This window comes from Bartonella sp. PS17NMGDW, assembly GCF_042193555.1.
Taxonomy (GTDB): Bacteria; Pseudomonadota; Alphaproteobacteria; order Rhizobiales; family Rhizobiaceae; genus Bartonella; species Bartonella grahamii.
In genome coordinates this window covers 24,484-40,003 of the sequence record NZ_JBHILY010000001.1, presented here as the reverse complement: position 1 = coordinate 40,003, position 15,520 = coordinate 24,484, and the positions used below count along the sequence as shown (strand labels likewise).

Sequence of the window (15,520 nt, the reverse complement as noted above, 5' to 3'; positions counted from 1 at the left end):
GATAAGACATACGCTCAGCATTTCCGACATGAAACTTAACCATCCCCTGCATAATAGAGCTATCAACCTTGTTCTGAGCGGATACCTATAGACTCTGCACTTATATAAATTCCCACCGCTTGACATTGCACTTCGCACACAATATTTAGAGCTGAAAATACAGTAGAGCATACCAAATCCAATAGATAGGATTTTTTGCTAATTGCGCCATGCGTGATCCAATATTTGATAGTCTCCAGCCCACTAGGAGATGTGTTATTTATATCTAAAAAGCCCCAAAAATCAGGATATGAGAACACAATAATATCAATTTCCTTTGAACTAACGTCCTTCATCGTCGATCTTCCACCGTCATAAAATCTTTTTTGTATCAGTTGCTTTCACATACTTTGACTTATGACCTAGTGATACTGTGCAGATTGAGTACACATCCCCAAAGCCTAGATTGTAATTAAGTTCGTACCACTCTGCTCTTTTATAAAATAAATAACCATAATCTTCAGATATAATACGCCTAGATTCAATAATTACCGTAAGCTTATGTAAATCATAACCCAATTGTGATAATGCCTCATAAATTTTACGAGGGTATTCGTCATTGATCGTCACGGCATAGCAGAACGCTGTGGAAGTCGGATATCCCCCGCCTAGACTGATAAAACTTTTTTGATCCTTCAATGCGTAAATATCCTTTCCAACCTTAGTTAAGGTGGATACTATTAACTCAGTCGAATTCAAATTAGAGCCCATATGCAAAGGCACCACATTAAGCCTAATCCTATTGGATTCTAGCAAAGATAATGCGGCACGTAACTCCGCCGCAGTCATATCAAAACGCGATCTATCCCCGTTTGCCAGTACATGGCACAATCTCAATGAGATTTTAGGCAATATGTCAAAATGGCGGGCAAGAGCGATGATGTCATGTAATTCGATAATATTATCACACTGGACATTTATATGTTTTCTAATAGATAATTCTATCTCTTCTCGAAGTTTTACAGGGATATTAAAAAATATATCTCTACCTTTAAAACCATCTTTTTGCGCTAATGATATTTCATAACCAGACGCAAATTCCAAGTCCCAGCAACATAACAATGATGCCCCGCACGTCCATTAAAACACCTTGCTTTTTCTCGCTCTAGGCATTCATAGCCCGACCACGTAAAACAGGATACCAATTACAATATCAGACCATAAGGCTGCAAGAGAAAGTTCTTTTATATTTTTATCTTTATATTGCCTCTTAAACAAGCTCGCCTGTTCATATAATAAGTTATATGTATAATACATATAACTTATTAAAAAAGGAGGATTCATTATGTTCCGTGAAAATCTTTGGTAATACACTCGGGTGATTGGGTCACCAGTCGCCCGTCAATAGTACAGTGCAAGTTAAGAAATTGGGGGAGGTAATCTGTGCAACTCGTGGATCATCCTTTTGTAAAATTCGATCAACTCAAGCCGATTTACAACTTCACATATCCGTTATTTCGCACTATTTCAAATGAATTTTACGATTACCTAGACTTTAATAAACTAGCGCAAAGTAAGCAGATTCCACAAGCGCGTACCATTTCTCTTTATTTGCATATTCCCTTTTGCGAAACCATCTGTTCCTTCTGTCCCTTTCAGAAAGGGGCCTACAAGCACGTTAAGCAAATCGAATCTTATATGTCAGCGCTTACCACAGAGAACAGAACCAAAGGAAATTTCATTCGCTCGCTTAGAGGGACCATCCGCAGCATCTATATAGGGGGCGGCACACCGTCGCTTTTGTCCACAGATAATATCCGACACATCGGAAAAGTATTGCATGCCGAATTTGAGCTCTCTTCCTTAACCGAGTTTACACTGGAAAGCGAACCGAAGAGCGTCACACGTGATAAACTTTATGCTGCCCGTGAGATCGGCGTTAACCGGATCAGCTTCGGTATACAGAGTTTCATTGAGCGTTTCCGATCATTGTTTAACCTCACCTCAACACGTGAACAAATCAACAATACCGTGGCTTGGTCACAAGAGATCATTGGACATGTCGGTTTCGACCTACTATATGGCATGCACAGCCAGCAAACTGAAGAACTATTATACGATTTGAAGCAAGCCAGCGAGCTTCATCCTGAAACCATCAACCTCTATGCAATCAACAATCTGGCTATCACGTCGCAACTGCATAAGTCTTACGCACAAAAAGGGCTAAAGCCATCCAGCCTACAGCATCGACAGATGCTTCGCTTATTTAGCGACATCGTTATGCGCAGCTGCGGCTATGCGCCGTGTAATGGGCATTCCTATATCAAAATTGCCAATAACACTCCTCTAACGCTCGCTAAAACGAGTTCAGCTAATTATTTCCGCTATCACAAATATTTGCATGGTTATCATGACGATTATGTGGTTGGCTTCGGGGCGTCAGCAATGTCGATTCTCGGCTCACTCGTCACACGAGCCAATCCTAGTCGAAGCGGATACATTACCGACATACAACTTAAAGGCAAATCCAAAGTATACTACAATTGGGTATCAGCGGAGCAACAAGCCTCCAAGGCTTTGTGTATGCGGCTACCTTATAACGGCTATGCCAAAAAAGAAAGAATTGACTGGACCGCACTCCCCTCTTTCGTTTACAATAACCTACAACAGCTCATAGGCGCAGGTCTCGTCGCAGAAAGTGATAACGATCTCCAGCTGACTCAGCGTGGTTGGCAATGGTATTCCAACCTTATGTATTTTCTTCTACCTCAGGAAAATAGGAATATCTTGGACGGCTATGTCGCAAACATGCTGAATACAACCGCCGTACTTGATGGACCAGCGGAAACCTGTGTGGCATCTTAAGGAGAAAAGAATGTTCACGCTTTTTGCCAATAAGAACATACGCTATTTTTGCCTAACTGTTAGTCTGCTCGCCTTACTCAGCGGTGCTTTGCGTACTGCCATCCCGCTATTAGCAAGACAATCTGGATATGGCGTAGTCGGAGTAAGTTGGGCGCAAGGTCTCTTCTCATTAGCGTGGCCAATTTTCGGCATCCTTGCAGGCGCTTTACTTGATCACTGCGACAAAATAAAACTTGCCACCTCGGCTCTCTTCATCTTCATGCTACTGCATATTGTACTGTTCGTACTGCTCATGATACAGATTGCTCCAGCCGAACAAATTTTCTTCTATGCAACCATTGCTGGATTCATCGTCGTTTCTGCCGAAGCTTATATAATGACGATTCCACCACTTATCATGGAGGGAGAGCGATTGATGACCTTCTACTCAATTGTCTTGTTTTTAGATTTCGGGGTCTCCTATTTTCTTGCCCCTGTTATAACAAGCAGCATTTTAGCGCATAGCACACTGCTATTTCTTGGCCTGTTAATCGTGCTTTTTATCACATTGATTTTTACTGCTCGCCGTGCTGTTCCGACATCGCCAACACCTGATAAAGAAAACATCACTTTCCGTTATATCATTGCCGGCTTTCGTTTCATTTTTTCAAATCGGCATCTTACCTCCCTTACATTACTCACATTCTTTCTATCGGTGGTATTTGGAGCATTCCTAACCTCGTTCATCTTCTTCGTTACCGACGGTCGGTATCTGGGTCTACATAGCAGCCAATATGGCGTGATGTTTGCAGCCTACGCGCTTGGTACAATGGCAGGTGCCCTATTTGCACCACATATACGCTATGCACCGGTGCGCCTAGCTGTTCTCACTGACGGGTTAGGAACGGTTATCTTGCTGCTGGTTCCAGCCTTTTCAAAAAGTGCTGTCGTCGTATGGGGCGTCACCTTTATCGCTGGCGTTGGAGCAAGCTTATGGTTTATTGGTGTTACCGCCTTCAGGCAGCGCCTCACACCAAAGCAACTTCTCGGGCGAGCTAATTCTGCTTTTCGGGTGATCGGCTATGCTGGAATGCCGGTCGGAAGCTTTTTGGTCGGCGTCCTTGGTTCTTTTATATCATTGCAGTTTGCTGCCGCCTTTATCGCTGGACTACTATTGGTGGCTATCGCGATAACGCTTCCATTTCTTTGGCAGGCTGATCATATAGACACACCCAACCCTGCCACGAGGTAACAGCTGCCTTTTAAAAAAGACACGGTCAAAAAAGGCACACATACCCTATTACGCAATCGATTGACCTGTTCTTTGGACGAGGAAATTATAACCGTAATGGCTGATAGAGCCAGCGACACTAATGGAAGCAGCCAAACAAGCGTTAAAGGCAAAATAGCCCCTTTACGTTGCATTGGGCGATGATCTCAACGCCTATATGAAGGATGTAGAGAGCTTATAGCGTACGGAGCGCAATTCTTAACTAAAAACTCCGCCCTAGCAATGCCCACTTATACTCCAGTTAATCCGTCACCCGCTGAATATCAAATGCCTCACCCCTTTACTGCTCCTCAAAATACATTTTGCTGCACTTACGCGCCGTATTCTTCCTTTGGAATTAAAAGAGCAGCCCTCTTTTCCTAATTTAGAATCTCTGCCTACACAACGCAGCAACAGATGCGACCATATATGCAATCACGCCTTAGGATCTGCATAGTAGAAAGCTTAGTTCGAGAGATTCATAAAGCCTATATCCCAATAAATTTTCCACCCAATCCACCTTTTAAAAGGGCGACTTTATATAAACCGTTAGAGCAAGCTATGAAATCCTTAGGTGTATTAGAAATAATTGGCGGTTTTTCCCTCAGACCAATGTTGATTGACTTTTACTCGTGCATATACGCAAGCGGTGCTACTCTTTTCTCAAATAGAAAGGACATAACCGTTACCATCTGGCCTATTATTGTTTGAAAATAAAGAAAAAGTATCAGTGCGACTGATGATATTGAAGAGCTATCTCATTATGTGGCTGTACTTAATTACGGCATTGGGAAGCTAGACACGCAATCACCCATTTCTGCGTGCCTTCTGCATGATATTCATAAGATTTTATTACGCGGTAAACGCGGTACGTCCAAAAGCCTTGGTGAATTTCGCAAAGCACAAAATTAGCTTGGCGGTACGCAACTAAAGACAGCGTCATTCGTGCCGCCCATTCCTACCACAGCCCCCCCACTCTCTCTACCACCATCCCCCGCTTAGAATCGCGCCAACTCATCACCGGTGCCTCGTTAAACACCACACCAGTCTCAAGGGCGGTAAAATGCGCCTTGCCGCATTTAATCTTCAGCATTTCTTTAAGGCGCAAATCAAACTCGCTATTCGTTCCTTTTGATTCCAGTACAAAATAAAGCTTTTGCACGCCATCTCACTCTAAAACACCCAAAAATCCGGCGTGTAAGAGCCTATGAGCACCACGATTTTAAAGCTCCTTGGCAATTTAAAAAATAATTTTATTTCGGAGGCATTATCATTAATTTTGCGCAAATTCTTTCTCAATATTACTCTTATAAACCACATGATCATATACACTCTTCTCACTCACCAGAACTGTACGCTCTAAATTCGCCGAAATTTAGCTACTTGCAAAACATTCTTGCACACTATAGTCTTGGCCAGCTAGTTTTAAATATTTAATACCAGCAATAGTAAGATTGACATACGCTTTATCGAGGATTTCCTCCGCGCACTCTAAAAAAGCTTGCGTTTTTTTTGCAAAATCTAATACGCGCCTACTATTTAGCAAAACATCAATATCATAAGCATCTCTACTAAAAACGATGGACAGCTATTAATTTCAACTCAATCCATATAAGATGACCCACACACTATTTTTTCTTGTGTCTTTATGTAAGTCATAGGCAAGTCCCTATTCAACTGTATTTTCACTTTCAAACCTCCTCGTCTTTTATTAACTTTTTATCAGTATAAAGCCAGGCCAAATTAAGCGGAATAATTAAACATATACAAAGCAAGGTGAAACAAAAAGCTGCTTCTATACAAACATTGTTTGCCAACCAACCAATCAGCACAAGCGCTAAAATACCAAAAATACGTGCAAGAAAACTAACAATGGATAAAACCGTATTTGCATTCTTTTGTTGAATATGTTTAAAAAATTCTGCTTCAAACTGCGTTACGGGGACAGAAAAAAAACTGTGAAATATGGTGAATAAAATAATGGGGGCCCAGCTGTTTGCAATGAGAAGCAGAGCAAGCATAATAACAGCACTCAGGACGAGTGAGCACAAAGTTATCGCCATAGGAGCGTATTTTTGCATAAGATATTTAATTACAAAGCGATTAAATAAGTATTTTACGAGAGTATAAGACACAAAGCACAGGCCAAGAATAAGAATTTTAGTCTTTCCTGTTGCATTGTCTAATACTCCTGTTTGTCCCAAAATAAAAGGTTGCCAAAAATGAAATATTGGCTGCAATGCAGCAACAATAAAACCACATATCAATATATAATATAACCCGATTTTTGAGGTAACTAAATAAGCAAAAGATTCTGTTGCATGCAACAAAGAACCTGAGTCTATTGACTGACTACTCGAAACGGATGCAATAGCTATCCCCGTCACCCGACTAAACAAGAATACAAGCACGAGAAACCCGAAAGAACAAAAATAATATGCCGACTGATAATTATCCATACACAAAACAATAAGAACACCTAGCGCACCAGCAACCGTATTCATGAATGCCGTTAGTTCCCGCTTATAGGCGTTTACTTGGTGGTAGACCAAACTACCTTTGTAACCACCGCTATCGATTAAGCCTTTAATCCATGTGCTATCAGCGCCAGAACATAAAGCAAAGCCTAAAGCATAAATAATTTCTGCCGGAATTAAGACAGAAAGATTAGGTGCGTAGATACATAAAAAGAAAAAGAGCGAAAAAAAGAAACATGATAGGATAACATTTTGTTTAACGCCGATTTTATCTCCTAAAATCCCACAAGGCACTTCAAAAATACAAATAGCGACGCTAAATACAATTTGCAATAAAGCTAACTGTGTTATACTAACGCCCATAGACAAGAAAAAAAAAGCATGGAACGAACCTGTAATCAGCCGAACCCCACTCATTGCCGCACAGCCATAGAGCAACTTTTTAACTTCATAATCTATCGTCATTAATATATCCAAAAGCTATAAAGCTGGCAGCTTTATATATTTTAAAACCTCAATTCAGAAGGGAGCTTCGAGCAGCTATTTTCTGCTCATTTGCTCGGGCTTTGAGCGCAGTAACATCACCCCGCTTAATTTGATTTTTTCAGTGGTTTATACATATTTTTAGTTTTCATAACTTTACCTCCTGTATTAAATGAAAACAATTAAATTTCACATGAAGTACACATTATAGCTACTTTTTAGCTAGCTTTTGTCAATTTATTATTTTGATATAAAAAGTTTGGCTGTCCTCCCCGCGCTCACGTTAAGTGTTTCATGCACCAATCATTCTGCAACAACCATCGCAGCACTTGGAAACTCATGCGCCGCTTCGGGCAAAGTACGCTTATATTCACGCCAATTTGTCACCGGCTGGTCGTTAAATGCAACGCTCGTTTGCAGTGCAGCAAAATGCGCTTTGCCGCATTTAATTTTCAGCATTTCTTTAAGACGCAAATCAAACTCGCTGTTTGCCCCTTTTGTTTCCAGCACAAAGTAAAGCTTTTGTTCGCCATCCCGCTCTAAAAAAACTGCCCAATCAGGCGTATAAGAACCAATGGGAGTGGCTATTTTAAAACTTCTTGGCAGTTTAAAAAACAATCTGACTTCAGGATCATTTTCAAGACTTTGTGCAAACTCTTTCTCCACACTGCTTTCATAAACCACATGATCATACACACTCTTCTCACTCACAACAGCTGTACGCTCTAAATTCGCCACAAGCTCTTCACTGGTAAAAAGCTCTTGCACACTATATTCTTGCCCGACCAGCTTTAAATATTTAATGCCATCAATTGTAAGATTAACATGGGTTTTATTGAGTATTTCTTCTATGCGCTCTAAAAAAGCTTGTGGATTTTTCACAAACTCATGCTCACGCCCACTCTTTGTCAAAATACCAATAATTGTCTTTGCGGTTAATTTCAGCTTTAAGGTCAAATAATGTACAATATCCGGCAGTGCACACGAGATATAATTAAGCGCACTCTGCTTTAATAACTGCTCTTCATAGGTCACGCCAGCACTATCCAGTTCTATCTCTGCTGTCTGATAAACCAAATGCGCGGGCGCAACTGGCGCCATTTTTTCCACTGCATCCACTGCTTTGGCAACAAACTCTGTGCGATCAAGCTTTGCACGATAAGTGGTCTTTTTATTGATCTTCTCCCACAAGGACAAAAACTCGGGCGAAGCCACTGTTTGCTTTTTAAGCTTAACCCGCACCTCGCGCGTAGCATTACGAATAATCGGCATGGCTTGGATCGCCTCTAGCGCCTGCATCACAGCCCGCTTTTGCCCTTTACTAAAACGTTCACTTAAATCCAATGTCCCCGCTGCCCATTGTGCTTTTAATGTATCTGTAATTTTTCCTTCTGATGTAAGCAAGGCTTTTTCACGCAACTCAGCCAATACATCAGCAGCCTCTTGCGAAGACATAAACTTTGTTTCCGTCACAGCTGTCACATACGTCAGATCTTGCAGCGTCTCAACATTAATAAGTGCGCCCGCATCAATTTTTTTCACAATTTCTTGACGCAATTCGCGTGGCATTTCCTCCGCCCCTATAACTTCAAATTCATTCGCTACCAAATCTTGATTTGCTTTAACCATACCCGCCTCGTCAATCAAATCTTTTGCAACAAGCGTTTTAATAATTTTTTGTGCTTGTGACACTTCCACTTTAGCGGCTATATATTTTACATCTTCATAAACACAGCCAACCAACTCCTCCATCTGCAATGTACCAAATTTATAACCAATATCCGCCTCTAATTCTTTTTGCAATGTACTCACAAACTCAGCAAAGCTTTCATTCACCATGACATGCAGCACATTTATATCTTTATCTTCCACCCGCTCACCTTGTTGGTTTACACACAAACGCAAACCGCGACCAATCTTTTGCCGCGCAGTAAAATTCGATTTTTGCTCAATCAACATACACACTTGAAACACATTCGGATTATCCCAGCCTTCTCTTAATGCCGAATGCGAAAAGATAAAACGCAAGGGGCATGCAAAAGATAATAACCACTCCTTATCGCGCATAATCGTGTTATAAGTGTCATCATCAGCTTGGCTGTCGCCCTTTGTATCCTTATACACGCCTTTCTTGTCTTGCGAGAAATAACCGCCGTGTACGTTTCGAACATTTTGCGCAAACTTAGTTCGCAAGGAGGCATATTTCTTTTTCGCCAACAGCTCTTCATAGCATTCTTCAAACATACGCTCATAAAGTGCTGGCTCTTCATCATTGCTACGATATTTAGCCACCTCATCAATAAAAAAAAGTGATAAAACTTTAATCCCTAAAGGCGCAAGCCGCAATTCTTTATCTAAATGTGTTTCTATAGTGCGATAAATTTGCGCGCGTTTAAGCTCTACTATATTCACATCACCAAGCGCGTGACCAAACTTGACAATTTCAGCATCAGAAAACTCAACTGCTTCATCCCCCGCCATGCAATTGATACCCGAAACAATATAACCCCTATAAAGCTCACGCCCGCCCGTAACGCGATACAGATCATCGCCTTGTCTCACTGTAACTGTTTTGCGGCTCACAGTGCCATTCTTTCCCGCAATATCCAACTCTAAGCGCGCCTTAAAGCCATGTTTGTGTGATACGGATTTCAAGGCAATATAGGGACGGTTAAAATCTTGCTCTATCTGATTAGAAGAGACACAAATTTGCTTTACCAGTCCTTTTTGATAAGCATCAACAGGTGTTAAACGATATAAAAGATTAATCTCATCTTTATGCGTGGCACTATAGCGGAAAACACAAAGCGGGTTAAGGCTTGCAATAGCCTCCTTCGCTTTTGCTGTATTATCCACCGATTGCGGTTCATCTATGATCACAATCGGATTTGTGTCTTGGATATAACGCATAGCACTTTCGCCATTCAGTCTATCTTGCGGAAGGTTGATAATATTTTCTGCTTTTTTAAATGCATCAATATTGATAATCATAATTTCAATATTGGTAGAGCTTGCAAATTGACGAATTTGCGAAAGATCTTTTGAATTATAAATAAAATAACGATAGGGCAGATTATCAAACTCTGCTTGAAAATGCTCTCTTGTTACCTGAAGTGATTTATATACCCCTTCGCGAATAGCAACACTTGGTACGACAATAATAAATTTGGTAAAGCCATAGCGTTGATTTAACTCAAAAATCGTCTTGCTATAAACATAAGTTTTGCCTGTTCCCGTTTCCATCTCAATAGAAAACTGCTTTTGCTCTAGCGTCTCACTCGCCAAGAGTTTATTGTTCTGTTGCACCTCTTGTAGATTTGCTAATATGCTTTCATCACTAATTAATAATTGATTACCACAACCAAATTCATTTAACGCTAATTGTCCTTGTTCTAAATGCAAGAAAATAGAAGAATTCCGTCGTGGTTGGCCTTTAAATAAATCAATGACGCTTTTAACCGCATCATTTTGAAATTCTTGTTGTTTAAATTTAAGTTTCATATCGCCGCCCCAATCGTCTCTCTATAGTTTAAATTTTATCAAAACTTACTTCATTGTCTTTAAAGATAAAATCGCAATTAATAAGCGCCTCATCACTTTTAAAGGCCGCATCAAGCGCTACGATTTTTACGGGCAAATACTTTATCATCTCTTCCGCATCTTCGGGTTCAAAGGGCGGGTCTATAGCTATAATTACCAAGACATCGCCTTCGCTCTCGCCTATATAATAGAATTTTTTGCCATTGATTGGTAAAGAATAAATTTTTAAATCCAGTGGCCAACCATATTTAAGTATGATTTCGAAGATAATATCTTGATGAGAGCGCTCGGGATTCACCCCCTGCAAAATATGATCCAAGCGCATTTGCAATTGTTCTTTAACGTCAAGTGCATTCGGATCAATCGGGCTATCGTCCCATATGGAAAAGTTGGAACTATCGAGCTCTAGCACACGAAATCCGGTGTCTAGAGGCTGCTTGCTTGTGAGTTCTGCTTCATGCTTTTGCTTGATTTGTGTACCAGCGCGACGAATACGTTCGCTACCTATATCGCAGATAGTTTTATAACCAGCTTTATAGGCTTCGCTCTTTTCATCACATAATTCAGGCAATTGCACCATGATGAATTTGCGATTACCACCATCTTCGGCATTCAAAGCCATCACTGCATGCGCTGTTGTACTAGAGCCAGCGAAAAAGTCGAGAATGATGTCGTTGTCGCTGGTGCAAATGTGCTTTATTAAATACTCAAGCAGCGCAGTAGGCTTTGGATACTCCAATAATTTCGCACCCAGCAATTGAATCAATTCCGAAGAGCCTTTTTTGGTACTCCCAATCTCCAGAGGCAGCACTGTTTTCGGATGAACCGTATCTCTTTCTTTTTCATAGCAAACACGACCTTGCGCATTAAAATAAAATCGAGTGACTCTTTGTCCCTTACTATCAAAAGTTTCTTTTCCGCCCAGCCATGACATAAGCTGGTTCTTCATAGCCCACCCTGCTTTAATCGTTACATCTTCCGCTAATAAGCCATTCTCAAAGCGCAATTTACCTGCAACAACATATTGCTTCTCTGAGCCCCCCAACTCATCAGGAAACTCTGCATCTGTTCCTTCAAATTGAATGCTTCCTTTAGGAAACAATACTTCACTCGCTGGATTTGCAGCCGAGATTTTTTTTACTGCCCTATCACTGATAACTCCACCGTCTAAATCTTTAAAATAATTTAAGGCTGTCTTATATCTTGCGTAAACAAGAATATATTCATGCGACCGCGTGAAATGCCCTGCTTGCGTTCCGCTAGACAAATTCCACACCAATTGAGCAACAAAATTCTCTTCGCCAAAAACCTCGTCGCACACTTTGCGCAAATTATGAACTTCATGATCATCTATTGAGATAAAAATCACCCCATCGTCACGCAATAAGGTCTGTGCCAAACGCAAGCGCGGATAGATCATATTGAGCCACGCAGTGTGAAACCGCCCCATTGTCTCAGGATTCGATTTTGTCGTTTGGCTCGTCACTTCCTTATATCGCGCCAATGGGTCTTTAAAATCATCACCATAGATAAAATCATTACCCGTATTATAGGGCGGGTCTATATAGATCATCTTCACTTGGCCAAAATAAGCCCGCTGGATAAGTTTTAACACTTCAAGATTATCGCCCTTAATATAAAGATTATGTGTATTATCAAAGTTTACGCTCTCCTCGCGCTTCGGGCGCAATGTCGCAAATGAAGGCTTTTGAGCAAGCTTTAAACTTGCTCCTTTGCCCTTCCATTCAAATTTGAACTTCTCAAAATCATTATCAATATATTCGCCGCATAGATTAAGAAGCTGATCTATATTGAGCTTTCCCTCAGCAAAACATTGCGGAAAGGCTGCTTTTAACTTTTCTATGTCTGGATTAACTGGACTTTGACTCATGCCCTCTATTTTATCTTCACCTGCTATTATACTCATCTTTGCGCTTCTCCGTTACGCTTAGTATAAAATATGTCTATGAATATTTCTTTTGTACGTCGCAATTCCTTTTATCCTATTTATTTCTGTATCCTCTGCAAATTTACTTCCATGCAAAGTGTCGTATAAGCTGTTCTCTTTATTTTTTAAAGTTTCTTGTGCTTGTTTTATTTCTTTTTACTTACGCAAGTCAGCTAGATCAATTCGCATTACCACATGCGGCGATTTTATATTTTTTCTTGTGTGCTATTATGGCACTTACAAACATTATCAGTAAGCTTATCAATTGGCACAAGCACATCCAAAATATGTCTATCTTTTAGCCTTGTCCTATTTCTGACAAATCGAAGAGCTGTATCGTCAATTTGACGACATGCCACCATAGGTAATTTTAAAATTGCGTCACATGTGGCTTAGTCAAGCACATACAAGTACTATCACTGTCAACTAAAACATAAATTTCTTCATCATTTATTTCGATGCAATAAAAACCAATTTCTCAAGGGATTATGTCGGCATCCACTTCTAGTTCTCCCTTGTCCGTGCAAGCAAGATTTGCTAAAATACCTTTTACGGAGGGTAAAAACACCCTCAAACGTCCGACAACATGTTGAAAATCTTCCCCATGCTATAAAACGCTTTACCTTTATAGGTTTTATACTGTGCGTCAGATTCATAATAAAATATAGCTCTTATCATTTTGTCCCTGAATGATTTGGCCTTACCAATCATATAATTAGGATCGCAAACCATGCTTCTACAATCTGCCATAGGAATGTATTAATCTCTTGCACTCACTCCTTAAATATATTGCGGCATGATTTTTACATTATCAACAACGTTGGTATTCATTGCCAACCTTCATGACAATAAGCTTTAACAAAGCTTTCGCCTGCTTCTTTTTGTCATCCAGTGAGTTAAACTCCTAAGCCTTCTTCGGTGAATTTACGTCTATATATAGCGCCGCGTATTGGTTTTATCGCTTGTTTAAGCACCTTTCTTGTCCCCTGTCACCCTCTCATCCACGCCTTAAAAGGACAAAAAATAAATGGCCATTCCAATTGATGTCGGTAATATGCTTGGCAATAGCTTTCAAGCTTTTGTAAATCTTTCCCTCATATTGATAGCCTTTTGGCACCACAAGCACATGATGCGTTTGTCCTAAATAATCGTCACTGAAATAAGTGTGTCATAAGGCTTTGGACTCCTACATTGACGTATACTTTACAGTGGCTATTTCTTGCTCTAATTGTTTACAACTCATTGTCTAATCCTCTCAACACATGAATGTTCTATTTCCTCGATTAGTCAGAAATAGTGTGTGTTCACAAAGTTAGACCAAAATGCAATTATGTCGAAAAATAACCAACGCTCAGCGCAAAAAAACAATTTATTCTTTTGCATTGGATAGCTCACCCCCCTCCACGCTTAGAACCAATAAACCTAAGCTTATTGATCACGTTTTTCTGTATACCTCAATCGATCAAACACAATTTAAATAAACTCCTCAATAATGACGGTATCTGCTAACTATACGCCTAAGCTTGTTACTACTATAAGTCTACCGCGCACCCAAAACGAGAAATTTATATCCTATTGAAAAAAATAATAAATTTAGAAGATCCCTTCTTAAACTAAGTCTCGACTAAATAAGATGGTTTGGGCATTTTTAGCAAAAAGAGAGAAAAATTCACTGTCTCAAGGAACTTGAGCTACGTTATCGATCATATGCAAAAAAGGCTGAGAAGTGCAGATTTCTTAAAGAAACAAAAGAAATGAGAATAGTTTTATAAAGGAAAATGGTACTGCACGCGATACATCGGTGCTAACGTTCTCTTTAAAAACACACAGATAATTACAACTAGCTTCAAAAAACAGCCTTACCAATGAAGTACTCGCTAGAGGGTTGCGTGCACAACACAATAATGACACACTGATTCCCGCAAGCGTGCTTCACATATTGTACGCATAGCCTGTACAGAGTCTACCGCTCCTAAATACTCAAACGTAAAAACGTAATGCTACTGGATCGTATAGTGACCGCAGTTGCACCCTTAAACACTGGTTCCTCCCCATATCATAATGCTTGACAAAAGCATCATGCCATCATAGCAACGGCTTTGCGTAGGGGTTCCACAACATAGTTCTACAAATTGTTGACGCATTGCCAAGCTAACAGTTTTCTTGCCCACCTACGCCAATGAGACCATCACTATCCTCTTTTTGAATCGTAAAACAAAATGATTTCCCATGAGCGATAAACCATCTGCTCAAAGTCCAGCTAGCTCAAACTCATAGCATTCTAAACCTTTAGGCTCGCTCTTCCCCCAAGGGGGCATAGTCAGATATATCACTTCCCTCACCTCTTCACGTGCTGGGATAAAAAAATCTGAAACTACGAGGCAACGCTGCATTTGTATGCAGCGTTGTTGTTAGGTATAAGCTTCTATTGAAATAGTTCTAATGGGAAGCACCCACAGCTAATGGTATAGGGATTAATTTGGATTCTTTCGAAATGCTATATATAAATTTAATGTGCCGCCCCACAACACACCACCAGTAAACCCACTTAAAAGACCAAAAAGAAGGTTAAAATCAAAGGCATATTTCAAATCAGGTTCAACCTTGAGAAAAACAATCAATGTGAATTTGATGACAAAAGCGATAAGAATAAATGTCAGCGTCAACCGTGTACCAGGCAGAATAATGAAATCCGTTCCCTCTTTGATTTTTAAACGCGGAGTAGCACGCCAGAGCAACCAGCCAACGCCAAAGCCGATCATCAGCCCTGCCAACATTGCGATTGCTCCCCAGCGCGGGAAGGCCAGCTGGTTAATCACATCGCTTGCACCCAAAAAAAGAAAGACTAACGGCAAGAGAAAAAGGCGGTAAACCTTCGTTTCCCTATCTTTCAATGCGATTATTCCCCTCGCGATGAGAAAAATAAGCAAAACCCAAGCCCATAAAGGGGTTCCGGTCAGAATATTAAACAATGACATA

The 15,520-nt window shown here is 40.4% G+C and carries 12 protein-coding genes and 1 pseudogene; 3 read left to right on the top strand and 10 right to left on the bottom strand.

All coding sequences use genetic code 11. The annotated features are described in order from the left end of the window. Window positions 1–62: 62 nt before the first annotated feature. Window positions 63–335, bottom strand: coding sequence for a hypothetical protein (locus ACFIJK_RS00165; RefSeq protein WP_375625166.1), 273 nt, complete (start codon window positions 333–335; stop codon window positions 63–65). Window positions 336–351: 16 nt separating this feature from the next. After that, complete coding sequence (locus ACFIJK_RS00160) at window positions 352–1,083, bottom strand: hypothetical protein (RefSeq protein WP_375625646.1); 732 nt, start codon at window positions 1,081–1,083, stop codon at window positions 352–354. A 339-nt stretch (window positions 1,084–1,422) separates the two neighbouring features. Here ACFIJK_RS00160 and ACFIJK_RS00155 point away from each other — a divergent pair, with 339 nt between their 5' ends. The 3 genes from ACFIJK_RS00155 (at window position 1,423) to ACFIJK_RS00145 (ending at window position 5,005) form a co-directional block, all read left to right on the top strand. Next, complete coding sequence (locus tag ACFIJK_RS00155) at window positions 1,423–2,844, top strand: coproporphyrinogen-III oxidase family protein (RefSeq protein ID WP_375625644.1); 1,422 nt, start codon at window positions 1,423–1,425, stop codon at window positions 2,842–2,844. Between the two features lie 10 nt (window positions 2,845–2,854). After that, a complete protein-coding gene (locus ACFIJK_RS00150; protein ID WP_375625642.1) occupies window positions 2,855–4,075 on the top strand; it encodes an MFS transporter in 1,221 nt (406 codons plus the stop codon). 783 nt (window positions 4,076–4,858) lie between these two features. Further along, entirely contained in the window at window positions 4,859–5,005 is a 147-nt protein-coding gene (locus ACFIJK_RS00145; RefSeq protein WP_375625169.1) for a hypothetical protein, read from the top strand. A gap of 46 nt (window positions 5,006–5,051) precedes the next feature. Here ACFIJK_RS00145 and ACFIJK_RS00140 read toward each other — a convergent pair whose 3' ends face one another. The 8 genes and pseudogenes from ACFIJK_RS00140 to ACFIJK_RS00105 all read right to left on the bottom strand — a co-directional run bounded on the left by ACFIJK_RS00140 (window position 5,052) and on the right by ACFIJK_RS00105 (window position 15,519). Next, window positions 5,052–5,255, bottom strand: coding sequence for a hypothetical protein (locus tag ACFIJK_RS00140; RefSeq protein ID WP_375625170.1), 204 nt, complete (start codon window positions 5,253–5,255; stop codon window positions 5,052–5,054). An 11-nt stretch (window positions 5,256–5,266) separates the two neighbouring features. Continuing rightward, complete coding sequence (locus ACFIJK_RS00135) at window positions 5,267–5,413, bottom strand: hypothetical protein (RefSeq protein ID WP_375625967.1); 147 nt, start codon at window positions 5,411–5,413, stop codon at window positions 5,267–5,269. A gap of 371 nt (window positions 5,414–5,784) precedes the next feature. Beyond that, complete coding sequence (locus ACFIJK_RS00130) at window positions 5,785–7,035, bottom strand: MFS transporter (RefSeq protein ID WP_375625640.1); 1,251 nt, start codon at window positions 7,033–7,035, stop codon at window positions 5,785–5,787. Window positions 7,036–7,356: 321 nt separating this feature from the next. Then, a complete protein-coding gene (locus tag ACFIJK_RS00125) occupies window positions 7,357–10,554 on the bottom strand; it encodes a DEAD/DEAH box helicase family protein (RefSeq protein ID WP_375625638.1) in 3,198 nt (1,065 codons plus the stop codon). Between the two features lie 28 nt (window positions 10,555–10,582). Then, on the bottom strand, window positions 10,583–12,520 hold the full coding sequence (locus tag ACFIJK_RS00120; RefSeq protein ID WP_375625636.1) for a site-specific DNA-methyltransferase: 1,938 nt from the start codon (window positions 12,518–12,520) through the stop codon (window positions 10,583–10,585). A 1,018-nt stretch (window positions 12,521–13,538) separates the two neighbouring features. Beyond that, window positions 13,539–13,682 (bottom strand): annotated as a pseudogene (locus tag ACFIJK_RS00115) (DUF2924 domain-containing protein); the annotation flags it as partial. A gap of 892 nt (window positions 13,683–14,574) precedes the next feature. Further along, the gene (locus ACFIJK_RS00110; RefSeq protein ID WP_375625634.1) at window positions 14,575–14,712 is read right to left on the bottom strand and encodes a hypothetical protein; all 138 of its coding nucleotides are present in this window, start codon (window positions 14,710–14,712) and stop codon (window positions 14,575–14,577) included. Between the two features lie 303 nt (window positions 14,713–15,015). Beyond that, window positions 15,016–15,519, bottom strand: a complete 504-nt coding sequence (locus ACFIJK_RS00105) for a hypothetical protein (RefSeq protein WP_375625632.1) — start codon at window positions 15,517–15,519, stop codon at window positions 15,016–15,018. Between the last annotated feature and the right edge of the window lies 1 nt (window position 15,520).